Origin of the sequence: Actinomadura sp. NBRC 104412 (assembly GCF_030269515.1) — a bacterium.
Classification (GTDB): Bacteria; Actinomycetota; Actinomycetes; order Streptosporangiales; family Streptosporangiaceae; genus Spirillospora.
Map to the genome: position 1 here is coordinate 86,103 of NZ_BSTM01000022.1, position 25,742 is coordinate 111,844.

The 25,742-nt window shown below is 69.9% G+C and carries 28 protein-coding genes and 3 tRNA genes; 26 read left to right on the forward strand and 5 right to left on the reverse strand.

Annotation, left to right across the window (positions count from 1 at the left end; genetic code table 11):
- Positions 1 to 320: 320 nt before the first annotated feature.
- From QSK21_RS24945 to QSK21_RS24955, 3 genes are all read left to right on the forward strand, one after another.
- Entirely contained in the window at positions 321 to 2,282 is a 1,962-nt protein-coding gene (locus QSK21_RS24945) for an alpha-ketoacid dehydrogenase subunit alpha/beta (RefSeq protein ID WP_285699351.1), read from the forward strand.
- Positions 2,276 to 3,871, forward strand: coding sequence for an AMP-binding protein (locus tag QSK21_RS24950; protein WP_285699352.1), 1,596 nt, complete (start codon positions 2,276 to 2,278; stop codon positions 3,869 to 3,871). The genes QSK21_RS24945 and QSK21_RS24950 overlap by 7 nt, the downstream gene beginning before the upstream one ends.
- 77 nt (positions 3,872 to 3,948) lie before the next feature.
- Entirely contained in the window at positions 3,949 to 4,584 is a 636-nt protein-coding gene (locus QSK21_RS24955; RefSeq protein WP_285699353.1) for a helix-turn-helix domain-containing protein, read from the forward strand.
- Positions 4,585 to 4,634: 50 nt separating this feature from the next.
- Here the strand turns inward: QSK21_RS24955 and QSK21_RS24960 are convergent, their stop codons facing one another.
- From QSK21_RS24960 to QSK21_RS24970, 3 genes are read right to left on the reverse strand one after another with little or no spacing between them, the layout of a single operon-like run.
- Positions 4,635 to 5,006, reverse strand: a complete 372-nt coding sequence (locus QSK21_RS24960) for an ACT domain-containing protein (RefSeq protein ID WP_285699354.1) — start codon at positions 5,004 to 5,006, stop codon at positions 4,635 to 4,637.
- Positions 5,007 to 5,028: 22 nt separating this feature from the next.
- Complete coding sequence (gene trxA, locus QSK21_RS24965) at positions 5,029 to 5,334, reverse strand: thioredoxin (RefSeq protein ID WP_352231316.1); 306 nt, start codon at positions 5,332 to 5,334, stop codon at positions 5,029 to 5,031.
- On the reverse strand, positions 5,222 to 5,719 hold the full coding sequence (locus QSK21_RS24970; RefSeq protein WP_352231317.1) for a MerR family transcriptional regulator: 498 nt from the start codon (positions 5,717 to 5,719) through the stop codon (positions 5,222 to 5,224). Before QSK21_RS24970 ends, trxA begins: the two co-directional genes overlap by 113 nt.
- Positions 5,720 to 5,839: 120 nt before the next feature.
- Between QSK21_RS24970 and QSK21_RS24975 the strand changes: the two genes are divergently transcribed.
- The 9 genes from QSK21_RS24975 (at position 5,840) to QSK21_RS25015 (ending at position 11,298) form a co-directional block, all read left to right on the forward strand.
- Positions 5,840 to 6,247: a hypothetical protein gene (locus QSK21_RS24975; protein WP_285699356.1), complete on the forward strand. Its 408-nt coding sequence runs from the start codon at positions 5,840 to 5,842 to the stop codon at positions 6,245 to 6,247.
- A 48-nt stretch (positions 6,248 to 6,295) separates the two neighbouring features.
- Positions 6,296 to 7,009, forward strand: a complete 714-nt coding sequence (locus QSK21_RS24980; RefSeq protein WP_285699357.1) for a protein phosphatase 2C domain-containing protein — start codon at positions 6,296 to 6,298, stop codon at positions 7,007 to 7,009.
- A gap of 44 nt (positions 7,010 to 7,053) precedes the next feature.
- Positions 7,054 to 8,181, forward strand: coding sequence for an acyl-CoA dehydrogenase family protein (locus QSK21_RS24985; RefSeq protein ID WP_285699358.1), 1,128 nt, complete (start codon positions 7,054 to 7,056; stop codon positions 8,179 to 8,181).
- Positions 8,182 to 8,325: 144 nt separating this feature from the next.
- Positions 8,326 to 8,398 (forward strand) — tRNA-Thr (locus tag QSK21_RS24990).
- Positions 8,399 to 8,560: 162 nt separating this feature from the next.
- Positions 8,561 to 8,634, forward strand: a tRNA-Met gene (locus QSK21_RS24995).
- A gap of 119 nt (positions 8,635 to 8,753) precedes the next feature.
- Positions 8,754 to 8,918 carry a 50S ribosomal protein L33 gene (gene rpmG / locus QSK21_RS25000; protein ID WP_089324515.1) on the forward strand — a complete coding sequence of 55 codons (165 nt, stop codon included), beginning with the start codon at positions 8,754 to 8,756 and terminating at the stop codon, positions 8,916 to 8,918.
- 336 nt (positions 8,919 to 9,254) lie between these two features.
- Complete coding sequence (locus QSK21_RS25005) at positions 9,255 to 9,692, forward strand: MaoC family dehydratase N-terminal domain-containing protein (protein ID WP_285699361.1); 438 nt, start codon at positions 9,255 to 9,257, stop codon at positions 9,690 to 9,692.
- Entirely contained in the window at positions 9,692 to 10,117 is a 426-nt protein-coding gene (locus QSK21_RS25010; protein ID WP_285699362.1) for a MaoC family dehydratase, read from the forward strand. The genes QSK21_RS25005 and QSK21_RS25010 overlap by 1 nt, the downstream gene beginning before the upstream one ends.
- A 98-nt stretch (positions 10,118 to 10,215) precedes the next feature.
- Positions 10,216 to 11,298, forward strand: a complete 1,083-nt coding sequence (locus QSK21_RS25015) for a UDP-N-acetylmuramate dehydrogenase (RefSeq protein WP_285699363.1) — start codon at positions 10,216 to 10,218, stop codon at positions 11,296 to 11,298.
- On the opposite strand, the gene QSK21_RS25020 is transcribed toward QSK21_RS25015, so the two are convergent.
- Positions 11,295 to 12,332 carry an adenosine deaminase gene (locus QSK21_RS25020; RefSeq protein ID WP_285699399.1) on the reverse strand — a complete coding sequence of 346 codons (1,038 nt, stop codon included), beginning with the start codon at positions 12,330 to 12,332 and terminating at the stop codon, positions 11,295 to 11,297. The genes QSK21_RS25015 and QSK21_RS25020 overlap by 4 nt on opposite strands.
- Before the next feature lie 311 nt (positions 12,333 to 12,643).
- Here QSK21_RS25020 and QSK21_RS25025 point away from each other — a divergent pair, with 311 nt between their 5' ends.
- The 3 genes from QSK21_RS25025 (at position 12,644) to QSK21_RS25035 (ending at position 14,939) form a co-directional block, all read left to right on the forward strand.
- Positions 12,644 to 13,519: a hypothetical protein gene (locus QSK21_RS25025; RefSeq protein ID WP_285699364.1), complete on the forward strand. Its 876-nt coding sequence runs from the start codon at positions 12,644 to 12,646 to the stop codon at positions 13,517 to 13,519.
- A 151-nt stretch (positions 13,520 to 13,670) separates the two neighbouring features.
- Positions 13,671 to 14,183, forward strand: coding sequence for a SigE family RNA polymerase sigma factor (locus QSK21_RS25030; protein ID WP_285699365.1), 513 nt, complete (start codon positions 13,671 to 13,673; stop codon positions 14,181 to 14,183).
- 3 nt (positions 14,184 to 14,186) lie between these two features.
- Positions 14,187 to 14,939 (forward strand): YML083C domain-containing protein, encoded by a 753-nt coding sequence (locus QSK21_RS25035; RefSeq protein ID WP_285699366.1) that lies wholly within the window; start codon positions 14,187 to 14,189, stop codon positions 14,937 to 14,939.
- Positions 14,940 to 15,569: 630 nt separating this feature from the next.
- Here the strand turns inward: QSK21_RS25035 and QSK21_RS25040 are convergent.
- Positions 15,570 to 16,772: a pyridoxal phosphate-dependent aminotransferase gene (locus QSK21_RS25040; protein ID WP_285699367.1), complete on the reverse strand. Its 1,203-nt coding sequence runs from the start codon at positions 16,770 to 16,772 to the stop codon at positions 15,570 to 15,572.
- Positions 16,773 to 16,954: 182 nt separating this feature from the next.
- On the opposite strand from QSK21_RS25040, the gene QSK21_RS25045 reads away from it, so the two are divergent.
- From QSK21_RS25045 to QSK21_RS25095, 11 genes are all read left to right on the forward strand, one after another.
- Positions 16,955 to 17,027 (forward strand) — tRNA-Trp (locus QSK21_RS25045).
- A 153-nt stretch (positions 17,028 to 17,180) separates the two neighbouring features.
- Positions 17,181 to 17,429 (forward strand): preprotein translocase subunit SecE, encoded by a 249-nt coding sequence (secE, locus tag QSK21_RS25050; RefSeq protein ID WP_285699401.1) that lies wholly within the window; start codon positions 17,181 to 17,183, stop codon positions 17,427 to 17,429.
- A 131-nt stretch (positions 17,430 to 17,560) separates the two neighbouring features.
- Positions 17,561 to 18,382, forward strand: coding sequence for a transcription termination/antitermination protein NusG (gene nusG / locus QSK21_RS25055; RefSeq protein WP_285699369.1), 822 nt, complete (start codon positions 17,561 to 17,563; stop codon positions 18,380 to 18,382).
- A 166-nt stretch (positions 18,383 to 18,548) separates the two neighbouring features.
- Positions 18,549 to 18,977: a 50S ribosomal protein L11 gene (gene rplK, locus QSK21_RS25060; RefSeq protein WP_285699370.1), complete on the forward strand. Its 429-nt coding sequence runs from the start codon at positions 18,549 to 18,551 to the stop codon at positions 18,975 to 18,977.
- A gap of 71 nt (positions 18,978 to 19,048) precedes the next feature.
- Entirely contained in the window at positions 19,049 to 19,771 is a 723-nt protein-coding gene (gene rplA / locus QSK21_RS25065; protein WP_285699371.1) for a 50S ribosomal protein L1, read from the forward strand.
- Between the two features lie 253 nt (positions 19,772 to 20,024).
- On the forward strand, positions 20,025 to 20,885 hold the full coding sequence (locus QSK21_RS25070; RefSeq protein WP_285699373.1) for an SCO4651 family lipoprotein: 861 nt from the start codon (positions 20,025 to 20,027) through the stop codon (positions 20,883 to 20,885).
- A gap of 125 nt (positions 20,886 to 21,010) precedes the next feature.
- A complete protein-coding gene (locus tag QSK21_RS25075; RefSeq protein WP_285699374.1) occupies positions 21,011 to 21,892 on the forward strand; it encodes an SCO4651 family lipoprotein in 882 nt (293 codons plus the stop codon).
- Between the two features lie 361 nt (positions 21,893 to 22,253).
- Complete coding sequence (rplJ, locus tag QSK21_RS25080) at positions 22,254 to 22,820, forward strand: 50S ribosomal protein L10 (RefSeq protein ID WP_285699375.1); 567 nt, start codon at positions 22,254 to 22,256, stop codon at positions 22,818 to 22,820.
- A gap of 75 nt (positions 22,821 to 22,895) precedes the next feature.
- Complete coding sequence (rplL, locus tag QSK21_RS25085) at positions 22,896 to 23,285, forward strand: 50S ribosomal protein L7/L12 (protein ID WP_285699376.1); 390 nt, start codon at positions 22,896 to 22,898, stop codon at positions 23,283 to 23,285.
- A 495-nt stretch (positions 23,286 to 23,780) separates the two neighbouring features.
- A complete protein-coding gene (locus QSK21_RS25090; protein ID WP_285699377.1) occupies positions 23,781 to 24,896 on the forward strand; it encodes an ABC transporter ATP-binding protein in 1,116 nt (371 codons plus the stop codon).
- A 41-nt stretch (positions 24,897 to 24,937) separates the two neighbouring features.
- Complete coding sequence (locus tag QSK21_RS25095; protein WP_285699379.1) at positions 24,938 to 25,729, forward strand: MlaE family ABC transporter permease; 792 nt, start codon at positions 24,938 to 24,940, stop codon at positions 25,727 to 25,729.
- Positions 25,730 to 25,742: the final 13 nt, after the last annotated feature.

The window sequence follows — 25,742 nt, forward strand, 5'->3', positions numbered from 1 at the left end:
GTGGCCTCTCGGAACTGTGGAGTAAGCGGAATGGCCATCGGCCGTCCCGGCTCGCGGCGCGCCGCGACGGCACGGACGGACAGTGGGGCCCCGCGGCGGCTGATCAGGCCAGGTGACGAGGTGCGCACCATCGTGGATCCGCGGAACACGCTTGTCAAGTGTCACTTGACGGTTTCGGCCACGCCGATTTCCGGCGCCGAGGACGGTGATCCGGTTGGCCGGTCTGTCAAGTGACACTGGACATGACTACGTCCGCTGGTTACATTGACGCCCCAGAGAGCGCGGTCGGTACCACGGTGCGCGCTGACGGGAGAGCCCTCATGGATCGCACGCAACTGCTCGACGCCTACGGGCGGATGGCTGTCATCCGTCGTATGGAGGAGCTCATCTCGACCCTGTATCGCGACGGACTGATCCCCGGTTTCGTGCACACGTCGGTCGGCCAGGAGGGCTGTGCCGTAGGAGCCCTGTTCCATGCCCGGCCGGACGACGTGATCACTTCGACCCACCGCGGTCACGGACACGTCCTCGCCAAGGGCCTGGAGCCACGGCGCATGATGGCCGAGCTGATGGGCAAGGAGACCGGGTCCTGTCGCGGTCGCGGCGGCTCAATGCACGTCGCCGACCCGAGCATCGGGATATTCGGCGCCAATGGCATCGTCGGTGCGGGGCTGCCCATCGCGGTCGGCGCCGCGCACGCGCTGGCCGGTCGCGGTCAGGGCGCGGTGGCCGTCGCGTTCTTCGGTGACGGTGCCGTCGCCACAGGCGCCTTCCACGAATCGCTCAACATCGCCGCCCTGCGCGGCCTGCCCATCGTGTTCTTCTGCGAGAACAACCGCTACTCAGAGTTCTCGCGTGCCGCCGACCAGCATCCGGTGCCTGTCGCGCAACGCGCCCTCGCCTACGGCATTCCGTTCGCCCAGTTTCCGGGAAACGACGTGGCGGCGGTGGCCGACGGCATGGCGGAGGTGCTCGGCAAGGTCCGCGCGGGCGGGGGGCCATACCTCGTCGAGGCCGTGACACTCCGGGTACGCGGGCACTACGAGGGCGACGAACAGCGTTACCGCGAGCCCGCGGAACTGGCCGAGGCGTCCGCCATCGACCCGCTCCGCCTCGCCCGCGCACGCCTCGCGGAACTGGGTGTCACCGAGACCGAGCTCGACGAGATCGACCGCGCCGCCCACTCGGTCGTCGCCGACGCCGAGGACTTCGCGCGCAACTCCGCGGAGCCGGATCCGGCGAGTGCCGGCGATTACGTCTACGTACGGCGTCGCACGACGACTCCGGTGGCCCGCGCCGGATCGGCCGGCGGCAAACCGTCCTCAGGTACGCGCATTCTCCGGCAGGCACTTCATGACGCCCTCGCCGACGAGCCCGCCGTGTTCCTCGCCGGCATCGACGTGGCGGGCGGCAACGTCTTCGGGGTCACCCGCGGGCTCCACGAGAAGTTCCCCGATCGGGTGCTCGACACCCCCATCGCCGAGACGGCGATCATGGGCCTGGGCGTCGGCGCGGCCATGGCCGGGCTGCGACCGGTCGTCGAGCTCATGTACCTCGACTTTCTCGGGGTGTGCTTCGACCAGATCCTCAATCAGGCCGCCAAGCTGCGGTTCATGACCGGCGGCGCGGTGACCGTCCCCCTCGTCATCCGCACCCAGTTCGGCTCGGGCCGCTCGTCGGGCAGCCAGCACTCGCAGAGCCTCGAGACGCTGATGGCGCACGTGCCCGGGCTGACGGTGGTCATGCCGAGTTCCGGGGCGGACGCCTACGGCCTGCTGCGATCGGCCATCGAGGACGACAACCCGGTCGTGTTCATCGAGAACCGCCTGCTGTACGAGAAGAAATCCCCTATGCCGCCGCCGGATCACCGCGTTCCGCTCGGCCAGGCCAAGATCGTCCGCCCGGGTCGGGACGTCACGCTGGTGTCGTGGTCGCGCATGGTCTTCGACGCGCTGGAGGCCGCCGAGACGCTGAGCGCGGAGGGCATCGAGGTGGAGGTGATCGACCTGCGCACGATCGTCCCGCTCGACCGCGAGACCGTGCTGAGATCGCTACAGCGCACGAATCGCCTGGTGATCGCACATGAGGCGGTCGTGGACTTCGGGGTGGGGGCCGAGCTGGCGGCCCTGGCCGTGAAGGAGGGCTTCTGGACGCTCGACGCCCCGGTCGCACGCGTCGGCGCGGCCTTCTCCCCGGCCCCGTACGCACCGGTGCTGGAGCGGCAATGGAAGGCCGGACCGGCCGACATCGTGCGGGCGGTCCGTGAGGTGGCCGCATGCTGACCGCGACCCGGCGCCACACCGTGGACTACGACCTGCCGCGGGAGACCTTCGCCGACCGCCTGATGCGTTCGGCACGCGCGCACCCCGATGCGCTCGCGGTGATCGAGGGCGACAGGGCGCTCACGTTCGCCGAACTCCTGTCGTCCGCCGAGCGGATCGCCGCCGGTCTGCGGGAACGAGGCGTCGAGCCGGGCGACCGCGTCCTCACCCAGTTGCCCAACTGGTGGGAGTCCGTCGTCGTGTCGTGGGGTGTGTTCCTCGCGGGCGGCGTGCTCGTGCCGGTAGTGCCGATCTACCGGGCTCACGAGCTTCGCTTCATCGTCGATCAGGTGCGGCCGAAGGTCGTCGTCGCACCGTCTTTGTTCCGCTCCTATCCCCATGCCGCCGAACTGCGTGCCATAACGGCTGATACGTCGGCGGACGTGACAGTGGTCAGTGTCCGCGGCAGTACCCCCGGCGCGGAGCCGTTCGACGCGCTGCTCCGAACGAAAGCGAGGTTCGCACCCGACCCGCATACGCAGCCCGGCGATATCGCGGTGGTGCTGTACACCTCAGGTACCACCTCGCAATCCAAAGGTGTCCTGCACAGTCATCAGACCTTGCTCGCCGAGGTACGCGACATCGCCCATTTCTGTCGGCTGGACGATCGCGACCGCGTTTTCATGGCATCACCCCTGAGTCATATCACCGGACTGAGCTACGGAATCCTGCTGCCCGCCGACCTCGGATGCGGCGTGGTACTACAGGACAGATGGGACGCCGCGGCCGCGGTCGATCTGATCGAATCCACGACGTGCACGTTCACGGTGAGCGCGACGCCGTTCCTGCGCGGGCTGGCCGACGGATATGCCGGGCGAACCCGATCCAGCCTGCGTGTTTTCGTCTGCGGCGGCGCCGATATCCCCGAAGACCTGGTGCGCCGTGCCCACGCGGTGATGGGCACGAGAGTGGTGCGTACGTACGGATCGACGGAGCTGCCGACATCGTCGATGGCCGATCCTTTCGGCGATCTGGACGAGGCCGCGTCCGGGGAGGGCAGGCCGATGGGCCGCAACGAGATGGTCGTTCGTGCGGACGACGACGGCAGACCGGAACTGCTCGTGCGAGGGCCCGAGCTTTTTCTGGGCTATTTCGACGCCTCGCTCAATCAGGCGGCGTTCACCACCGACGGTTACTTCCGCACCGGTGATACGGCCCGCATCGACTCGGACTCGACAGTGCACATCACCGGCCGGATCAAGGACATCATCAACCGTGGCGGCGAGAAATTCAGCGTCGCCGAGGTCGAGTCACTGCTGATGGAGCACCCGGCGGTGCATGACGTCGCCGTGGTGAGCTATCCCGATCCCGTGCTCGTCGAGCGGGCCTGTGCCTGCGTCGTCCCGGCCGCGGAGCGCCGGCCGGTACTCGACGAACTGCGCGAACACCTGCTGAAATCCGGACTCGCGGTCCAGAAGGCCCCGGAAATGCTGATGATCGTGACCGACCTGCCGCGGACGGCCAGCGGAAAAGTGCAAAGATTCCTGCTGCGCGAGCAGGTGCGTCACAAGCTGGCGGCCGACCCCGGTGCCGGATCCGGGGGGCGGTGAGCGGGTGGCCGCTCCGAACGGCGGACCCGTAGGCTTGACACCGGACCTCACCCAACTCACTGCGCAGGGAGCGCCACGTGGCTGTGTCGCGCAGGGTCGGTCGTGCCGGCCCCAGCGGAATGAACGGAATGAATGTGCCGCTCGGGCAGACCGTTCGGATGGAGCGTGAGCGGGCCGGACTGTCGATGCGTGAGCTGGCCCGTCGTGTGGGGGTCTCGGCGAGCTTCCTGTCCCAGTTCGAGCTGGGCCAGAGCCAGGCCGCGGTGAGCACCTTGTTCGCCATCGCCAGCGAACTGAACCTGTCCCTGGACGACCTGCTGGGACATTCGGTGTCGCGGGCGAAGGAGTCCCCGGCGGAACAGGGTGGCGGGCAGCGAGGGAAGGCGGCAAGCCCGCCGCCGGCGTCTGAGTACCTCGCGTTGCAGACCGGGGTGCGATGGCGCAGGCTGACCGACGAGGTGGGTGATGATCACGTCGACTTCCTGCTCACCGAGTACGAGCCCGGCGCCGACTCCGCCCCGAACGACCAGCCTCAGCAGCACAAGGGCAACGACTACGGCTACGTGCTCGAAGGCACGCTGACCATCGTGATCAACGGTCGGCGCCGCCAGGTCAAGGAAGGCGAGGCCATCGCCATGCGCGGCGATGTGCCGCACCGGCTGCTCAACGAGACCGATCAACTCGTTCGCGCCATCTGGTTCGTCACCGGCTGACCCCTCGCTGGTCCGGGCCGTCCACGTCCATGCCGGACGCCGGCTGTTGGTCACGAATTTCGGGTGATGTCGTGGCCGGCGGTTTTCAGGGTGGTTATGGCTTTGTCCAGGTGGCGTTCTGGTACGAGGACAAGGTCGGCGTGGTAGGTGGAGGCGACGAACACGGGGATCTGGGCGTCGGCCAGGGGTGTCACGAGGGCGGCGAGCATGCCGGTTGTCTCCAGGCCGTGGGTGGTGTCGGAGCCGTAGAGGCCGAACCAGCGGTCTTCGGTGGCGTAGTGCGGGGCTTCGCGGATGACGGTGAGACCCTCGGGGGCGCGTACGAGCGCGATCCACTCGTCGTCCTCGGGGAGGGTGGCGTCGGGCAGGTGCTCGACAAGGAACGGGGTCGGGACGACGGTCAGTCGCTGTGACAGGGGCATGATCGCCAAACTAGCCGACCGGTCACACGTGGTGCGCCAGGTCGGACAGGAGGAGGCGCTTGGGCTTGGCGCCCACGATCCGATGGACGGGTTCGCCGTCGCGGAAGAGGATGAGGGTGGGGAAGCCCATGACGCCGTAACGGGCGACGATTTCCGGGTGGTCGTCGCCGTTGATTTTGCCCACGGTAAGGCGGTCGGCGTAGTCGATGGCGATCTCATCGAGGATCGGGGCGAGCATTGTGCACGGGGGGCACCATTCCGCCCAGAATTCGACCAGTACCGGCTTGTCGGCGTGGAGCGCCTGGGCGTCGAAGGTGTCCTTGGTCAAGGTCAGCATCGCTGTCCTTGGGGAAGAGGGCGCAGCCCGGGCAGGCGCGCGCGAGTTGGTCGGCCAGGTCGGCCCTGCGGCCGATCAGGGTGCGGATCTCGGTGTCGATCTCGGCGAGCTTGCGCCGGTAGACCGCCACCGATTCGGGGCATGAGCCGCCCTTGTCGTGGCCGGCGCGCAGGCAGTCCACGAAGGGGCGGGTGTCCTCCAGGGTGAAACCCGCGTGGAGGAGGGAGCGGATCTCCTGGACGAGCCGCACGTCGGACTCGTCGTACTGGCGGTAGCCGTTGCTCGAACGCCGCGCCACCAGAAGTCCCTGCTGCTCGTAGTAGCGGAGCGCACGTGCGCTGACGCCGGCGCGTTCGGCCAGCTCTCCGATCCGCATCGTTCCTCCCTGTCGGCGTGACCGTACAGCTTGACGCCGGTGTCAAGGTCAAGTCCGGCATCGGGGACAACGCTGCCGATCGTCCGGTCCATCCGGCCGCGAGCTGGGTAGAGCGGAGGCATGTCTAGTGACGGCGAGTTGGACGAGGCCACCGTGGTGGCGCTGGGTGAGCTGAGTGAGGCGCTGGAGACGGTGGAGCGTGCGCGCGGGCACCTGTACTCGTTCCATCAGCTCATCGGGCACGCGGACTTCACCCTGGGCGACGCGGCGGACGATCTCGCGAAGGCCGGTCACGGGGAGTGGGCCGCGGAGATCCACCGGGAGCTGGTCGGGCGGAACGTGCTGCCGGGACGGTGGACCTACCAGGTGATCGAGGAGTTCGAGGACACCTACTACGAGGTGTTCCGCGCGCTCGAACGTCGCGTCCGTGACGACCTGGCGGGTGGACGCCGGCATCTCTACGAGGCCCGCCTGAAGGAGCGGCGGCGCAGCAAGGGGATGCCCGGGCATGAGGCCGCTCCCGGGTAGACCTTCTGAGTGCGCGTGGATTTTGCAACCGAGGCGACGCCTGGGTCGGTGAACGAGGACTTCGCCGTAGCCGGTCCAGGGTGGGCGGTCGTTCTGGACGGGGCGACGCCGCGTCCAGGGGTGGACAGTGGTTGCGTGCACGGTCCGGGTTGGCTGGTACGCAGGCTCGGGGGCGAACTGGCGGGGCGCCTGGCTCTTCAAGGCCGAGAGCCGCTTGCGGATGTCCTCGCCGAGTCCATCAAGGCCACATCGGAAGCGCACGCACGGACATGTGACCTCGATAATCCCGACAGCCCCTCGACGACGGTGGCCATGCTGCGGTGGGGCGATGATGCCGTTGAATGGCTCGCTTTGGCCGACTCGCCGCTGCTCTTGGACGTGGGCGCCGAGGTACGGGTGATTCAGGACGACCGCGTCAACAAGCTCCCCTCCTATACGACCGAGGCGGTACGAGCGGCCCGTAACAGCCCCGGGGGCTTCTGGGTGGCGAGCACACGTCCTGAGGCGGCGGACCAAGCCTTGACGGGTCAGACCCAGGGGGTGAGACGTGCCGCCCTGCTCAGTGATGGGGCGGCGCGTCTCGTCGAGCGGTTCGGCCTCATGACGTGGGCCGAACTCCTGGACTTGGTGGACGACGAAGGGCCGCGCGAGCTGATCCGGCGTACGCGCAGGGCCGAGCGCGAGCAGCGCGTGGAGGGGGTTCGGGGCAAGCGGTTCGACGACGCCACGGCCCTGCTCGTCCGATTCGGCGAAGCCGGGTGACCCCGGCCGGGACAACTTCAGAACTTGATTCTAGAATCGGCTCCATGGACTCTCAGGAATTCGCCGAGGTGCTGGCGGCCGTGCGCGCCTTCGTCCGCGAGCAGGTGGTCCCGCGCGAGGACGAGATCGAGGAGACCGACGCCATCCCCAAGGACGTGCGGCAGAAATCCATGGAGATGGGCCTGTTCGGGTACGCGCTGCCCGAGGAGTACGGGGGCCTCGGCCTCTCCCTCGGAGAGGAGGTGAGGCTCGTGTTCGAGCTCGGCTACACCACCCCCGCGTACCGGTCCATGTTCGGCACCAGCAACGGGATCGCCGGTCAGGTGCTGGTGAACGCGGGCGACGCCGAGCAGCGGGCGCGGTGGCTGCCCCGGCTGGCGTCCGGCGAGATCATCGCCTCGTTCGCGCTGACCGAGGCGGAGGCCGGGTCCGACCCCAGCACGCTCACCACCACGGCCGTGCGGGACGGCGGCGAGTACGTCATCGACGGCGCCAAGCGGTTCATCACCAATGCCCCCGAGGCCGACGTCTTCATGGTCTTCGCGCGGACCGGCGGCCCCGGTGGACGCGGCATCTCCACCTTCCTCGTCCCCAAGGACACGCCCGGAGTGAAGGTCGGCCCGCCTGACGCCAAGATGGGACAGCGCGGCGCGCACACGGCCGAGGTGTTCTTCGACGGTGTACGGGTGCCCGCGTCCGCGATGGTGGGCGAGGAAGGCGAGGGCTTCAGGATCGCCATGCTCTCCCTGGCCAAGGGCAGGGTCAGCATCGCGGCCGTCTGCGTCGGCCTCGCCCAGCGGATCCTGGACGAGATGGTCGCCTACGCCAAGGAACGGTCGCAGGGCGGCAGCAAGATCGGCGAATACCAGCTCATCCAGGGCCTCATCGCCGACTCCCAGACCGAGCTGTACGCGGGACGCGCGATGGTGCTGGAGGCCGCCCGCGCCTACGACGCCGGCGAGGACACCCGGGTCGGCCCATCCTGCGCCAAGTACTTCTGCTCGGAAATGGTGGGACGGGTCGCCGATCGCGCCGTCCAGGTCTATGGCGGGATGGGCTACATGCACGGCGTGGCGGTCGAGCGCTTCTATCGCGACGCCAGGCTCTTCCGGCTCTACGAGGGGACCAGCCAGATCCAGCAAGTGATCATCGCCCGCCAGTTGCTTCGCTGAGTCCGTTCGCGCCGCGCTGACCTGCGCGGCAGGCGTACCGCGGCGCGCGTGGCGGCCGGGCCGCGAAACCCCGTCCGGGCACGGCTAATCGATTTCGCAACTCGCGCTCCGGCCGTGTATGGTTTCACTGCGCCAACGACGCAGGCCCCTTTAGCTCAGTCGGCAGAGCGTCTCCATGGTAAGGAGAAGGTCTACGGTTCGATTCCGTAAAGGGGCTCGGCAGCGCGGAGGCCGTTCCGGACATCGTCGGGGCGGCCTTCGGATCCGCACCGCTCGGGCGCCGGGCGTCGGGCACGACCCGCCCAGGTCCCGGGCCTCGCGTTTCCAGGCTCCGGTGAAGTTCCGGTATCCTTGTCATCCGGTCGACACCGACCATCACGGCGGGGTAGCTCAGTCAGGCAGAGCAAGCGGCTCATAATCGCTGTGTCGCCGGTTCAAGTCCGGCCCTCGCTACTACCGAGCCCTCTCGCCCCCCTCTACGGGGGCGAGGCGGGCTGGGTAGGAACACCCGGCCTCTCTCCATGGAGGCCGCGTGCATCGTCCACTGTCCCTAGCAAGAAAGGCACTCCATCGTGGCTGCCACCGACGTCCGGCCGAAGATCACGCTGGCCTGCCAGGAGTGCAAGCACCGGAACTACATCACGCGGAAGAACCGGCGCAACGACCCGGACCGCCTCGAGCTCAAGAAGTACTGCCCCAACTGCCGGTGCCACCGTCCGCACCGCGAGACCCGCTAGCACGGGCCTCGCTCCTCGCTCAGGCGCCTAGCCGGACGCTCCTCGCCTGTGGCTCGGCCGCGCCATCGGCTTTCGCCGCAACGCTCCGGACTCGCCTCCACGGCCTGCTGTGTTCACGCCTGCCTTCGGACGGGTCGCGGGGGCTGACCTGCCTCCATAACCGCGTTCCGATCGGCCCTGCGGGCGTGGGTCGTCTCCCAATCTCCCGGTGGCCCGGCGGGCCAGGGTGAATGTCGTTCTGTTACCGTCCGTCCGAGACGACGTGAGCCCGGTACGGCGGCGGCCCCTCGCCGTGGGACGGGCTCGGCCCCCGTTGGACGTGGAGGGACGGATTGCATGCCACTCAACCGTGATTTCATCGGGCGGAGCTTCCCGCCCAGCCCACCGTACGAGGTGAGCCGGGTGAAGATACGGGAGTTCGCGGAGGCGATCGGCGACTCCAACCCGATCTACCGGGACGCCGAGGCGGCCAAGGCCGCCGGTCACCCCGACGTCATCGCGCCGCCGACCTTCGCCATCGTGGTGTCCCTGGGCAACCCGGCGGTGGCCGACCCCGACCTGGGCCTGAACTACTCGATGGTGGTGCACGGCGAGCAGCGGTTCGTGTACACCCGCCCCATCCGGGCCGGGGACGTGCTGACCACCACCTCGACGATCACCGATATCAAGGCGATCGGCAACAACGAGAAGATGGTCGTGGAAACCGAGATCACGACGGTCGAGGGCGAGCCGGTCTGCACGACCTACAACACGATCGTGGAACGGGGGGCCTGATGACGGCGAAGGTGTCGTACGCCGAGGTCGAGGTGGGTACGGAGCTTCCGGCGCGGTCGTTCGCGGTCGACCGGGCGAACCTGGTGATGTACGCGGGGGCGTCCGGTGACTTCAACCCGATCCACTGGCGGGAGAGCTTCGCGAAGGCGGTGGGCCTGCCGGACGTCATCGCGCACGGGATGTACACCATGGCCCAGGGCGGCCGGTTCGTGACGGACTGGGTGGGAGACCCGGGTGCCGTGGTGGACTACGGGGTACGGTTCTCCGCGCCGGTCGTGGTGCCGGACGAGGGCGGCGCGACCTTGGAGTTCAGTGGCCGGGTGGAGGAGAAGCTGGACGACAACAAGGTCGTCGTGGCGCTGACCGCCCGGTCCGGTGAGCAGAAGGTCCTCACGCGCGCCAAGGCGGTCGTCCGGCTCGCGTGAGGACCCGCCGGACGAGACGCAGGCCCTGATCGCGTGGGCCAGGGGACGGGCCCCGTCCCGGTCCACGCGGTCGCGCGTGCGGGGGAGGGGAAGACCAGGTGGCGGTGTTCGCTGAAGAGGTGAACCTGGCCGGGTACACCACGCTGCGGCTGGGCGGCCCGGCGCGCCGGTTCGTGGAGGCGACGACCGAGGCCGAGCTGGTCGCGGCGGTGCGCCGGGCGGACGACGAGGGCGAGCCGGTGCTGGTGCTCGGCGGCGGCAGCAACCTGGTGGTCTCCGACGACGGCTTCCCCGGCACGGTCGTCCGGGTCGGCACGCGCGGCGTGGACCGGTCCCCGGCCGACGGAGGGGGCGTGCGCGTACGGGTCCAGGCCGGTGAGGAGTGGGAGCCGTTCGTCGCCCGATGCGTGGAGGACGGCCTGACCGGGGTGGAGTGCCTGTCGGGCATCCCGGGCCGGGTCGGGGCCACGCCGATCCAGAACGTGGGCGCGTACGGCCAGGACGTCAGCGAGACGATCGTCCGGGTGAGGGCGTACGACCGGCGCACCCGCAAGATCGTCGAGTTCCGCCGCGAGGAGTGCGGGTTCACCTACCGCCACAGCGCGTTCAAGGGCCACGACCGGTACGTGATCCTTGAGGTGACCTACGAGCTCCGGGAGTCCGAGGCGTCCCAGCCCATCGCGTACGCGGAACTGGCCCGCAAGCTGGACGTCGAGCCGGGCGCGACGGTGCCGCTGAAGGAGGCGCGGGAGGCGGTCCTGGAGCTGCGGCGGGGCAAGGGGATGGTGCTCGACCCGGCCGATCCCGACACCCGCAGCGCCGGCTCGTTCTTCACCAACCCGATCCTGGACGCGGAGCGGCTCGCCGAGCTGGAACGCCGCGTCGCCGAACGGCTCGGCCCGGACGCGCGGTTCCCCCGGTACGCGGAGAGCCCCGGCCCGGACGGGGAGCCGCGCACCAAGACCTCCGCGGCCTGGCTGATCGACAAGGCGGGCTTCACCAAGGGGCACGCGCTCGGCCCGGTCAGGATCTCCGGCAAGCACACCCTCGCCCTCACCAACCCGGGCGACGGCAGCACCGCCGACCTGCTCGCGCTGGCGCGCCAGGTGCGCGACGGCGTACGGGACGCCTTCGGCGTGGAGCTGGTCAACGAGCCCGTCTTCGTCGGCGTCGAGCTCTAGGCCCGTTCCCAGTCGTCCACGCCCTTGAGCAGCCGGTCCCGGATCGTGTCCGGCGCGCACGAGCCCCGGATGGACTGGCGGGCCAGTTCGGCGAGTTCCGCGTCGGTGAAGGCGTGCTCGGCACGGGCCAGTTCGTACTGCCGCACCAGCCGTGACCCGAACAGCAGCGGGTCGTCGGCGCCGAGCGCGATCCGCGCCCCCGCCTCGTACAGTGCGCGCAGTGGGACGTCCGCCGCGGTGGCCGCCACGCCCAGGCCCACATTGGACGCGGGGCACACCTCCAGCGTCACGCCGCGTTCCACGATGGTCTCCAGCAGCCGCGGGTCCTCGACGGCCCGCACCCCATGCCCCAGCCGGTCGGCCGACAGCGTCTCCAGGCATTCCCGGACGCTGGCGGGCCCGAGAAGCTCACCGCCGTGCGGAACGGCCAGCAGCCCGCCGCGCCGGGCGATGCGGAACGCGCCCTCGAAGTCGTACGCGCGGCCACGCCGCTCGTCGTTGGACAGCCCGAACCCGACCACGCCGCGCCCCGCGTACCGCACCGCGAGCCGGGCCAGCGTCTTGGCGTCCAGCGGGTGCCGCGTCCTGTTGGCCGCGATCACGACGCCGATGCCGACGCCCGTGGCCTTCTCCGCCTCGCGCACCGCGTCCAGGACGAGCTCCACCGTCGGCGTGAGGCCGCCGAAGCGGGCCGCGTAGCCGCTGGGGTCCACCTGGATCTCCAGCCAGCCCGATCCCTCGGCCGCCTCGTCCTCGGCGGTCTCGTGGACGAGGCGCCGCAGGTCCTCGGGGGTGCGCAGGACCGACCTGGCGATGTCGTACAGGCGCTGGAACCGGAACCAGCCGCGCTCGTCGGTCGCCCGCAGCCTGGGCGGCCAGTCCTCGACCAGCGCGTCGGGGAGGTGGACGCCGTGCTCGGCGGCCAGCTCGACGAGCGTGGAGTGCCGCATGGAACCGGTGAAGTGCAGGTGCAGGTGCGCCTTGGGCAGGACGGCCAGGTCGCGTCGCAGCGTCCGCTCGGAGAGGCCCCTCATGGTGTCGTGCCCGGTGAAGGGCGCGAGCGCGTGGTCATGACGTGGTGATGCGAGACGGGCCTCCATGACCCAATGCTGCCGGACACCGCCGCCGATGGAATCCCCGGCTCACCAGGACCACCGGTCCTGACTATGCGCGATGGCACGTCGTGGCCATGCCGTCCCACGGGTAACACCCCTCCGGCGTCCTGGGGCCACGAGAGCCGGACCGCGGCTCCGAAAAAACTTCTGGGAGGCCGTGCAACCCCCTACGGGACCCGCGCGTATATGGGGGGCGCCAGAGTCCAGACGGGCAGAAGGGAACCCCCCAAATGATTTCGATCAAGGCCGCCGTGATCGCCGCCTCCGCCGTCGGCGCCGTCGCCGCCGGCGGCGTCACGTGGGCCTCCGTCGCGCAGACCGATGCCGCCCCCCGCTCCGCGCACGACCGGCTCCCGGCGGCGGTGAACGACGCCCGGCAGGGCACCCCCAAGGTCCTTCCCTCGTGCCTGCCCGCCTCGGAGCTCGCCAAGAAGGGCAAGGACGCCGTGGGCAAGGGCACCTCCGCCCTGCCCGACGCGCGCCGGCAGGTCCCCGGTACGTCCGTCCAGCCCGGTCCGGGCGAGGTGAAGGCCCCGGTGGCCAAGCCGGGCGTCCCGAACGTCGAGCTGCCCCCGTGCCCGGACGTCTCGGCGTTGCCCAAGCAGGGCGCGAGGGTGCCGTCCGCCCCCGGTGTGCCGCAGGCCCCCGAGGTTCCGCAGGTTCCGGGCGTGGGCGGGCTCAACTGTGACAAGCTGGCCCCGGCCGTCGAGGTCGGCAGCCCGCTGGAGCGCACGGTCATGCTGTCCAAGGGCCTGAAGTACGTCTCCAGCAAGACCGGTGTGCGGAAGGTGGGCGCCGCGCAGGCGTGCACCGTGACCCAGAAGTGGGTCTCCAGGGCGGCCGGTACGGCGGGCTGGGTCACCGTCGAGCGCATCAAGACCCCGGCGCGGACGGCCGAGCAGGAGGTCAGGAAGGCCGTGGGCGTGCCCGCTGGCGCCGTCCGCACCACGACCGCCAACGGCGTCGTCGTGCTCCAGGCCCCGGCCGGCCAGAGCGGCGTGCTGATGATCGACCCGGCGGGCTACGCGCTGTTCCTGAACGGCAGCCCGGTCGCGTCCACCAGCTTGCAGGACGTGGCCGCCCGGCTGGCCAAGGTCCGCGGCTAACGGGCCCGGCCTTATCCGAAGACCGTTCGGACTCCGGTTCCCGGCCTCACGGCGGAGAACGGAGATCCGGACACGTGGCGGGGTGGCCCCTGCGCGGGGGGCCACCCGCCGACCGCGGTAGCCGACCAAGCTCACAGCCGGACGGAGCATAGTGGGGCGTCGAGACGACCAGTCGTTCGCCGATTTCGTTACGGCACGTGGCACCGCCTTGCTGCGGACCGCGTCGCTCCTGTGCGGCGCCCATCAGGACGCCGAGGACATCCTGCAGAGTGCGCTGGAGAAGGCGTACCGGCACTGGGGACGGCTGGACCCCGAATCCGATCCCGAGCCCTACGTCCGCCGGATCCTGGTCAACCTGGTGATCAGCCGGTCCAGGCGGTGGAAGGTGCTCCGGGAGATCAACATGGCCAGACCGCCGGAGAGGCCGGCGGCCACGTCGGCGACCCACACGGTGGAGCTGCGCGGCACCCTCATGGAGGAGCTGCGCAAGCTGGGTCCGCGGCAGCGGGCGGTGCTGGTCCTGCGCTTCTGGGAGGACCTCTCGGAGGCGGAGACCGCGCGGGTGCTCGGCTGCTCGGTCGGCACCGTCAAGAGCCAGGCGTCCCGGGGGCTGGCCAGGCTCCGGGAACGTCTCGACAGCAATCTGGCACCACTGGGGAGATGAGCGATGGACCTGGAGAGTGAACTGCGGAAGGCCATGGAAGAGCAGGTGGCCGAGGCTGCGGCTCCGCCCACGCTCGTCAGCGATGTGCGCCGCCGGTACCGCCGCCGCCAGACCCGCATCAGGGTGGGCGTCGGCGTGGCGGCCGCGGCCGTGGCGGTCGCCGTGGTGGCACCCGGCTACCAGTCCTTTCGCGCGGGCACGGTCGGGGCGAACGGCGACCACGACGGCAGGGGAGGGTCCCCGGCGCCGAGCACCCTGGGGCGGGCGACCCCGCCGGGCCTCCCCGAGGCGCCGGTCGCGCCCGGTCAGCCGGCGCCCGGGACGGCCCCCAGCCGCGCCCCGGGAACGGGCGAGCCCGGCCGGCCCGGCTCCAAGCCGCCCGGTGCGGCGGGCGTGGTCAGGCTCCCCAAGTGGGTGACGTTCCTGCCGTCCGGACTCGTCCCCGAGGCTCCCTGCGGCACGTCCAGCGAGGGCAGGGCCACGGTGACCACCTGCGGTTGGCGGGGATCGGACGGCTCCTCCGTGGAGATCAGGCTGGTGCGCGGCCCCGATGTGGGCTCCCCCGAGGACCTGATCAGGTCCCCGGGAGTGCCCAAGCCGACCAAGGTGCGGGGCGTCCATGCCCTGACGATCGAACATCCCGGCGAGGGCGTCCAGATCGTCTGGCTGGACCGTCCCGGCGTCGGCGTCATCGTCACCGCGGACGGCCCCGCCCGCTCCCACCTCATGCGCATAGCCGAAGGCGTCCGCCCCTAGAAGTGCCCCCAGGCGACCTCACCCCAGCCCCGAACGGCGCCCAAGCGTTGCGATCGCGTCCGAAGGCAGGTTCCGAGCGTGCGAGGAACCTGATCGCGTAGCGAGCCTCTAGGCGAGTCGGAGCGATGCAGCGATCGCCGCAGGCGCAACAAGCGACGAGCCGTCAAGGCGAGGAGCGCAGCTCGCGCTAGCCAATAAGCACAGCCGCACCCACCCCAGCCCGTCACCTCAGCCCCGAACGGTCGCTCAAGCGCTGCGATCGCGACCGAAGGCAGGTTCCGAGCTTGCGAGGAACCTGATCGCGCAGCGAGCCCCCAGGGCGAGTCGAAGCGATGCAGCGATCGCCGCAGGCGCAACAAGCGACGAGCCGTCAAGGCGAGGAGCGCAGCTTGCGCCTGCCAATGAACACAGTCGCACCTACCTCAGCCCCCGACCCCAGCCCCGAACGACGCCCAAGCGTTGCGATCGCGTCCGAAGGCAGGGGCGAGCGCCAGCGAGACCCTGATCGCGAAGCGAGCCTCTAGGCGAGTCGGAGCGATGCAGCGATCGCACGCGGTGCCGGAGAAGGAGGGCGCCCAGCGCCCGACGCCGCAGGCACCGCCAATAAACACAGCGCAGCTCGCGCTAGCTTCAGCTAAAGAGCTTCCCGACTCTGGAGACGCCTTCGACCAGGTCGTCGTCGCCCAGCGCGTACGAGAGGCGGAAGTAGCCGGGGGTGCCGAACGCCTCGCCGGGGACCAGCGCGACCTCGGCCTCCTCCAGGATGAGCGAGGCCAGCTCCACCGACGTCTGCGGGCGCCTGCCGCGGATCTCCGTGCCCAGCAGGGCCTTGACCGACGGGTAGGCGTAGAAGGCGCCTTTCGGCTCGGGGCAGACAACGCCGGGGATCTCGTTCAGCATCTGGACGATCGTCCGGCGGCGCCGGTCGAAGGCGGCGCGCATCTCGGCCACGGCCGACAGGTCGCCGGTGACCGCGGCGAGCGCGGCGGCCTGCGACACGTTGGCCACGTTGGACGTGGCGTGCGACTGGAGGTTGGCCGCCGCCTTGATCACGTCCTGCGGGCCGATCATCCAGCCGACCCGCCAGCCGGTCATCGCGTAGGTCTTGGCCACCCCGTTCACGATCACGGTACGGTCGGCCAGCTCGGGCACCACGGCGGGCATCGAGTGGAACTCGGCGTCGCCGTACACCAAGTGCTCGTAGATCTCGTCGGTGAGCACCCACAGCCCGTGCCCGGCGGCCCAGCGGCCGATCTCCTCGACCTGCTCGCGGGTGTAGACGGCGCCGGTCGGGTTGGACGGGGACACGAACAGCAGCACCTTGGTGCGCTCGGTACGGGCGGCCTCAAGCTGGTCCACGGTCACCCGGTAGCCGGTGGTCTCGTCGGCGACGACGGTCACCGGCACGCCGCCGGCCAGCTTGATCGACTCGGGGTAGGTCGTCCAGTACGGGGTGGGCACCAGCACCTCGTCGCCCGGGTCCAGCAGGGCGGCGAACGACTGGTAGACCGCCTGCTTGCCGCCGTTGGTGATCAGGACCTGGGACGCGTCCACCGCGTAGCCGGAGTCGCGCGCCGTCTTCTCGGCGACGGCCGAGCGCAGCTCGGGGAGCCCACCGGCCGGGGTGTACTTGTGGAAACGCGGCACCCGGCACGCTTCGACCGCGGCCTCCACGATGTAGGCGGGCGTGGGGAAGTCGGGCTCGCCCGCGCCGAAGCCGATCACCGGGCGGCCCGCGGCCTTCAGCGCCTTGGCCTTGGCGTCGACGGCCAGCGTGGCGGATTCGGAGATCGCGGCGATGCGCGCGGAGACGCGAGGTCGGTCAGTGCTCATGCCCCTATCGTTACAGACGCCAAGTGATGACTTCAGCGCTATCGGGGCCGTCTGGTTCGACGCGGGACCCGTCCGCGACGTAGACTCACCGTCCTAGTGGCGCGGATCCGTCATACGGGCATGTCCGCGAAGTGCCGTTCAGGTGCTCCGTGGAGGGCCGTAAGCTGGTCGTGTCGCGATGAAGGGCAGTGGCTCAATTGGTAGAGCTCCGGTCTCCAAAACCGGCGGTTGGGGGTTCGAGTCCCTCCTGCCCTGCGAGGTGCGGTGCGCACCCCGTACCGGTCCGCACGCGTCGGTGTGGAGATTCACGCGCCGTCACGACCGGCGCCGGTGCGGGACCGCGCGACGACCGTCCGCGCGACCGGCACAGGGCGGTTGACCACGACCGATGAGGTGAACGGCGGCACAATGGCGACTGAGACGCGCGGCGAGGCCGCGGCCAAGGACGAAGGCAAGGGGAGGCCAGCGCGCAAGCGCACCACTCCGGCCCTCTTCGTGCGCCAGGTGATCGCGGAGCTTCGCAAGGTCATCTGGCCCACCCGTCGTGAGCTCATCACCTACACCACGGTCTCGCTGGTGTTCGTGTTGATCATGGTGGCGATCGTCTCGGGGCTGGACTGGCTCCTGCAGCGGGGCGTGTTCTGGGCCTTCGGCTGAGCCTCCGCTCCGACGGTGACCGGCCACCGCGACCCGGCCACCGCGAGCGACCATAGCGACCACCCCGCCAGGCGGCCCGCCACCTGGCGGGTTACAGACTTTCACAGATCCGTTCGAGAGAAAGAGTCACCGTGTCCGAGTCCTCACAGCCCAACGACGAGGCCGTCGACGAGGCCCAGTCCGCTGCGGCTGGTGCGGAGGGGGCCTTGGGCGAGCCCGGCGGTCCTCTGAGCGAGGCCGGTGCGGAGTTCGTGCCCGGTGCCGAGGGGGCCGGGCCGGGTGACACCGGCCCCGGCGACGACGTCGAGGCCGAGCTCGCGGACGAGGCCGGTGCGGTCAGCGAGGAGCCCTCCGAGCCCGCGCCCGACGCGTACGCGGAGTTCAAGATGCAGCTCCGCATGCAGCCGGGCGACTGGTACGTCGTGCACTCCTACGCGGGGTACGAGAACCGGGTCAAGACCAACATCGAGACCCGCACGCAGACCCTCAACATGGAGGACTACATCTTCCAGATCGAGGTCCCGCAGCACGAGGTGACCGAGATCAAGGGCGGCAAGCGGCAGAAGGTCAACGAGAAGGTGCTGCCCGGCTACATCCTGGTGCGGATGGAGCTGACCGACGAGTCGTGGGCGGCGGTCCGCAACACGCCCGGCGTCACCGGGTTCGTCGGCCTGCTCAACAAGCCGTCCCCGCTGAGCCTGGACGAGGTCGCCAACCTGCTGGCCCCCGAGCCGGAGGAGCAGGTCAAGACCAAGGAGCAGGCCAAGGCCGCCGCACCCGCCGTCGACTTCGAGGTCGGCGAGTCGGTCACCGTCATGGACGGCCCGTTCGCGACCCTCCCGGCCACCGTCAACGAGATCAACGCCGAGCAGCAGAAGCTGAAGGTCCTGGTGTCGATCTTCGGGCGGGAGACGCCGGTGGAGCTGGGCTTCAACCAGGTCTCGAAGATCTGACCGGGCCCGCTCGCCGAACGCGTAGCCTGGAGAAACCCCTCCCCGCGCATGCGGGGATGGGAATGTCAAGCGGCTCCCACACGGTGGATTCGTCCCAGCCGCCGTGTTGCCCGGAGACCCGGGAGTCGGAGCCATCGGAAAATGGGACACAGAAGGGGGAGGGCTCATGCCTCCCAGGAAGAAAGTCGCCGCCGTCGTCAAGGTCCAGTTGCAGGCGGGCCAGGCCACGCCGGCGCCGCCGGTCGGTACCGCGCTGGGTCCGCACGGCGTCAACATCATGGACTTCTGCAAGCAGTACAACGCGGCGACCGAGGCGCAGCGCGGCAACGTGGTCCCCGTCGAGATCACCATCTACGAGGACCGCTCGTTCAGCTTCATCACCAAGACCCCGCCGGCCGCGCAGCTGATCCTCAAGGCCGCCGGGATCGAGAAGGGCAGCGGCGAGCCGCACAAGACCAAGGTGGGCTCGGTGACCCGCGATCAGATCCGCGAGATCGCCACCACCAAGATGCCCGACCTCAACGCCAAGGACCTGGACGCCGCCGAGAAGATCGTGGCGGGGACGGCGCGGTCCATGGGCATCGAGGTCAAGTAGGCGTCAGGCGAGAAACCGACGGTGGGAGGGCCGGGCGCGGCCCGTACCACGAGTTCCAGGGAAGGAACGACATGAAGCGCAGCAAGGGCTACCGCAACGCGGCCGAGCAGATCGACCGCGAGCGGCTGTACAGCCCGGCCGAGGCGATGAGGCTGGCCAAGCAGACCTCGGTCACCAAGTTCGACGCGACCGTGGAGGTCGCCCTGCGGCTGGGCGTCGACCCGCGCAAGGCCGACCAGATGGTCCGCGGCACCGTCAACCTGCCCAACGGCACCGGCAAGACCGCCAGGGTGCTGGTCTTCGCGGGCGGCGCCAAGGCGGACGAGGCCCGGGAGGCGGGCGCCGACCTGGTCGGCTCCGATGACATGATCGAGCGGATCCAGGGCGGCTTCCTGGACTTCGACGCGGTCGTGGCGACCCCGGACCAGATGGGCAAGGTCGGCCGGCTCGGCCGGGTGCTGGGCCCGCGCGGTCTGATGCCCAACCCCAAGACCGGCACCGTGACCATGGACGTGGCCAAGGCCGTCACCGACATCAAGGGCGGGAAGATCGAGTTCCGGGTGGACCGGCATGCGAACCTGCACTTCATCGTGGGCAAGGCGTCGTTCAGCGAGCGTCAGCTCGTGGAGAACTACGCCGCCGCGATCGAGGAGATCCAGCGGCTGAAGCCGTCCGCCGCCAAGGGCAGGTACGTGAAGAAGGCCGTGGTGACGACGACGATGGGGCCGAGCATCCCGGTCGACCCCAACGCGGTCCGCAACCTCACCGCCGAGCTCGACGAGGCCACCGCCTGAGACGGCCGTCCGACCGCCTGAGACGGCCGTCCGGGCGGCGTTCCCGGCGTCCGGAAGGGGCGTCCCGCGACCCGCGGGGCGCCCCTTCCGCATGCCGGGCGGGAGGGGGCGGCGGCCGCCGCAAGCGCCGGGATGGGTAAGCCGCAAGGTGGACGCCTCGGCCGGGCATTGGTCCCCGCGGGGGATGTGGCCATGGCCGGCCGCGAATGAGACTGGTCGGCATCAGCGGACGAAACAGGGAGGCGCGAACCTCATGAAACGTCGATTCGCCGTGGCGGCCGGCAGCGCCGCGATGGGCACCGCTCTGGTCCTGTCGGGCTGCTCGGGGTCCGGGTCGGAGCACACGCCCGGCGCGATGCGGCTCACCGCGGCCGAGGCATTGATCAAGGCGTCCCAGAAGACGGGGCAGGCGGACTCGTTCAAGGCCGACCTCACCGTCAGCGACCCGGCGAACGGGGGCAGCAGCGTCAGCGCCACCGCGCGGTTCCGGCTGGAGCCCGCGCTCGCCTTCAGCGCACGACTGGACGAGGTCAGGCGCGGCGGCCAGGCGGTGCCGGGCATCAAGGGCCAGGCCATTTACACCGGTGACGTGCTGTACGCGAAGGTGCCGCAGCTCGTCAGGTTCGTGGCCGACGGCAAGCCGTGGGTGAAGGTGAACGTGAGTCAGGCGGGGCGGCAGGCGGGCTTCGACGTCAAGGGCCTGGTCGACCAGTTGCGGAAGGTCAACCCGGCCGAGCAGACCACGATGCTCACCGGCTCCAAGGACGCGCGGCGCGTCGGCACGGAGTCCGTGGACGGCGTCCAGACCACCCACTACACCGGGACCGTGACCGTCCAGGACGCGCTGAGCAGGCTGGACGCGCAGACCCGCGACAGGGTGCGGCAGTGGTTCCCGGAGGGCGCCGGCAACGAGAGGTTCGCCTTCGACCTGTGGACGGACAAGGACCAGCTTCCGCGCAAGCTCGTCACCAAGGACGCCGACGGCGGCCACGGCGGGACGCTGACCGTCCGCTACAGCGACTACGGGAAGTCGTTCAAGGTGAGCCCGCCTCCCGCCGACCAGGTGGGTGAGTTCTCCCTGGGCTCCTTCCTCGGGAACACTCCACGTAACTGAGGGATCCATTCCTGCGATCATGGCGTCGATTGCGAACCGTGCCGGTAGGGTCCGCGTCTTATGTACCGTTCGTCCTGCGCGCCAGCGGGGGCGGCAGTGGACGCAGAGCAAGGAGACCCCTCACAATGATCCGACGTTTGGCCGCGGGCGTGGCACTGGTCACCGGCCTGGCCCTTTCGCTGACCGGCTGTCTGGGACTGGACGGCGACAAGGTCGACCAGGCCGGTGAGAACATCAAGCTGACGGCGGCGCAGGTGCTGGGCAGGACCGCCCAGAAGACCGGTCAGATCGACACCGTCCAGGCCGACCTGTCGGTGCAGATGTCCGGCGGTCAGGAGGGCGACGTCTCGATGACCGGCGGCATGCAGTACCGCACCAAGCCCGACCTGGCCTACCGCATGACCTTCGACCAGATGTCGATGGCCGGGCAGAACATGTCGGGCATCGAGATGATCCTGGTCGACCGCGTGATGTACATGAAGATGCCGGCGCTGGCGCAGCTCGGCGGCGGCTCGGCCAAGCCGTGGCTGAAGATCTCGCTGGACGAGATCGGCAAGCAGACGGGCGTCAACGTCGACGACCTGCTCAAGCAGTCGCAGCAGATGGACCCGGTGCAGACCACCAAGATGCTGACCGCGTCCAAGGACGCCCGCGAGGTCGGCAAGGAGACCGTGAACGGCGTCGAGACCACGCACTACACCGGTACCTACCGGATGGAGGACGCGATCGCGACGCTGCCGCCCGACCAGCAGAAGGCGTACCGTGACGCCATCGGCCGCGCGGGCCAGGCGGGCATGGGCGACATGACCTTCGACCTGTGGGTGGACGGCCAGCAGCTCCCGCGCCAGCTGACGATGAAGGGGCAGCAGGGTTCCGCCGGGAACATGACGATGACGATGAAGTTCCGCGACTACGGCAAGCCGGTGCAGATCGCGGCCCCGCCGGCGGGCGAGACCGCCGACCTCGCCGACCTGCTGAGCCAGATGCCTGGTATGCCGCGTTCCTGACCTCCGTCCCGGTTCTGGGCTTGAACGGCCCGCGAGCGCACGGCGCCCGCGGGCCGTTTCCCGTCGCGGGTTTGGTGAGCCGGGCGGCATCACGTACCCTGGTACATGCCGAAGACCGCCGGTCGTCGCCCCAAGGGGCGGCCGAAGGACCCGAAGAGATTCGGGCGGCCCGCGTAGGTGAGACGAGAGCTTCGTGCGGCCTCCGCTGGTGAGCGCCGCGCCACGCCCCGTGCGCCTACGCCGGGGCGTTCAGTGTTTTCTGGGCTATTCGCCCCGGCGGCTTCCACCCGGCGATCGCCGTCCGCTCCCGGCAGCGGGACGGGCGGGGGTCGCGACCACCCAGGTAATCGGAAGGAGGCCCATGGCAAAGGCCGAGAAGGCCGCGGCGATCGCCGAGCTCAGGAACGAGTTCGAGAGCTCCAGCGGTGCCGTGCTGACCGAGTACCGCGGGCTCACGGTGGCGCAGCTCAAGGAGCTGCGCACCAACCTCGGCGACAACGCGAGGTTCACCGTGGTGAAGAACACGCTGACCAAGCGCGCGGCGAGCGAGGCCGGGGTCGACGAGGGGTTCCAGAAACTCCTTGAGGGCCCGTCGGCGATCGCGTTCGTCAAGGGCGACGTGGTCGAGGCCGCCAAGGGGCTGCGTGAATTCGCCAAGGCGAACCCGCTTCTGGTCATCAAGGGCGGTGTCGTCGAGGGCCAGCCAATGGACGCCTCGGAGATCGGCAGGCTCGCGGACCTGGAGTCCCGCGAGGTGCTGCTCGCCAAGCTGGCCGGCGCGATGAAGGGCTCCATGGCCAACGCGGCCGCGCTCTTCAACGCGCTGCCCACGCAGGCCGCCCGGCTCGCCGAGGCTCTGCGCGCGAAGCGCGAGGAGAGCGGCGAGACGGCGGAGGCCCCTGCCGCCGCCGAGACGCCGGCCGAGTAACGGCGCCCGCTGAGGAGAACCCGGTCCCGCGGTCCAGCAGGACCCCAGTCACAAGCCATTGCGGAGGAACACATCATGGCGAAGCTCAGCACCGACGAGCTGCTCGACGCTTTCAAGGAGATGACCCTTCTCGAGCTCTCGGAGTTCGTGAAGCAGTTCGAGGAGGTCTTCGACGTCAAGGCCGCCGCCCCGGTCGCCGCCGTCGCGGCCCCGGGCGCTCCGGGCGCCCCGGCCGCCGAGGAGGCGCCGGCCCAGGACGAGTTCGACGTCATCCTGGAGGCCGCCGGCGACAAGAAGATCCAGGTCATCAAGGAGGTGCGCGCCCTGACGAGCCTCGGCCTCAAGGAGGCCAAGGACCTGGTCGACGGCGCGCCCAAGCCGCTGCTGGAGAAGGTCAACAAGGAGACCGCCGACAAGGCCAAGGAGGCCCTGGAGAAGGCCGGCGCCTCGGTGACCGTCAAGTAACACCCGACCGTCGGGTAACACCGGTACGCGGACGACGCGCGGCGCGAGGCCTCGCGGCGTGACGCACGGGGGCGGCCGCCTCACCCTGTGGTGAGGCGGCCGCCCTTTCGCATGTCCCGCCGGTATGCCCTGTTCGACTTGCCGCGCTGCTCGACCTGCCCCGCTCGACCGGCCCGCGCCCCTCGTGCCGCCCCTCCCTGCCGTTGTACTATCCGACGCGGCGTCCAGTACCGTCGGCGATCCCCGTCTTGAGGTGCGGGTTCGCGGGCAGTAGTCTCGCGGGCGTCCCAAGTAACGGTTGGCTTACAGCACGGTTTTTTCGGTGCCGATACCGGCTCGATCCCCTTCCATTTCCGTGGGGGACCGCTACGGTAGTGACACCTGTGCGCTACCGGACGGTAGCAATGGGGCGGCCACACGGTGTGAGGCGCACAACAGACCGAGTTGCACTCGCTCATTGGTTCCGGAACCCCCGGCCTGGACGAAAGGTGACGAGTGGGCGTCGAGATCAGGGTCGAAGGGCTGACCAAGTCGTTCGGCCGCCAGACCATCTGGCAGGACGTATCGCTAACGCTGCCCGCAGGAGAGATCAGTGTGCTCCTCGGGCCCTCCGGCACCGGCAAGTCGGTGTTCCTCAAGACCCTGGTCGGCCTGCTCAAGCCCGACCGCGGCCACATCTGGATCGGTGACCGCGACCTTCCGCGCCTGCCCGAGTCGCAGCTGTACGACACCCGCAAGCTGTTCGGGGTGCTCTTCCAGGACGGCGCGCTGTTCGGGTCGATGAACATCTACGACAACATCGCGTTCCCGCTGCGCGAGCACACCAAGAAGTCCGAGAGCGAGATCAAGCGCATCGTCATGGAGAAGATGGACATGGTCGGTCTTCTCGGTGCCGAGAAGAAGCTGCCCGGCGAGATCTCCGGCGGGATGAAGAAGCGGGCGGGGCTGGCCCGCGCGCTGGTGCTCGACCCCGAGATCCTGCTGGTGGACGAGCCGGACTCCGGCCTGGACCCGGTGCGCACCGCCTACCTCAACCAGACGATCGTCGACCTGAACGCGCAGTACGGCGCCACGTTCCTCATCGTCACCCACGACATCAACACCGCCCGCACCGTCCCGGACAACATCGGGCTGCTGTTCCGCCGAGAGCTGGTCATGTTCGGCCCGCGCGAGATGCTGCTGTCCAGCGAGGAGCCGGTCGTCCGGCAGTTCCTCAACGCCCGCAAGGTCGGCCCGATCGGGATGTCGGAGGAGAAGGACGTCTCCGAACTGGAGGCCGAGGCCAAGATGGGCCACGACCCCGGCAAGCTGCCGCCGATCCCGCCGCAGCAGATGCCCAGCGACGGCCGTCTCCGCCCGACCCAGCACGCCCCGGGCGCGTGGTGCGCGGCGCACGGCGTCGTCCCGCCGCCCGGCTCGTTCATCGACGACCAGGGACGCGACTGGGTGAAGGAGTGGCCGCGCTATGTCGCGGCCATGGGCCGGACGGCCGGCGCCGCCGCGCCCGGCGCCCCGGCGCCCCGAGGCGGAGACGGTGCCGCGCTGCCGCGCCGCCCCAAGCATTCGCGCGAGTCCGGTGGCGGCCGGCCGGGGGCGGGTGCGGCGCCCTGATGTCCGCTCCTGGCGCCGGCGCCGACCCGCGCGAAGGCTCCATGAGGTTCCGCCGGTTCTCCGACGGCGCGGCCAATGTCGCGATCAGGGAACCCGGCAGGTTCTTCGCCCTCTGCCTGGACACGTTCCGGGCGATGCTGGTCTGGCCGTTCCAGTGGCGCGAGTTCATCCAGCAGGCGTGGTTCATCGTCAGCGTCACCGTGGTGCCCACCATGCTCGTCGCCATCCCGTTCGGAGGCGTGCTGTCGTTGCAGGTCGGCGGGCTGATCCGGCAGTTGGGCGCGCAGTCGTTCACCGGCGCCACCGCGGTGGTGGCGATCGTCCGCGAGGCCAGCCCGCTGGTGACCTCGCTGCTGGTGGCGGGGGCCGCCGGCTCGGCCATGTGCGCCGACATCGGCTCCCGCAAGATCCGCGAGGAGATCGACGCCATGGAGGTGCTGGGCATCAACCCCCTGCACCGCCTGGTGGTGCCGCGCATGCTGGCCTGCGCGTTCGTGGCGCTGTTCCTGAACGGCCTGGTGTCGGTCGTCGGGCTGATGGGCGGCTACTTCTTCAACGTGATGCTGCAGGACGGGACGCCCGGCGCCTACCTGGCCTCGTTCAACGCCATCGCCCAGTTGCCCGACCTGTTGCAGGCCGAGGTCAAGGCGTTCGTGTTCGGCATCACGGCCGGTCTGGTCGCCGCGTACAAGGGCCTGAACGCCAAGGGCGGGCCCAAGGGCGTCGGCGACGCGGTCAACCAGACGGTGGTCATCACCTTCATGCTGCTGTTCCTGGAGAACTTCCTGATCTCCACCCTCTACTTCCAGCTCGTCCCGCAGAAGGGCATGTGATGGCGGGCTACGG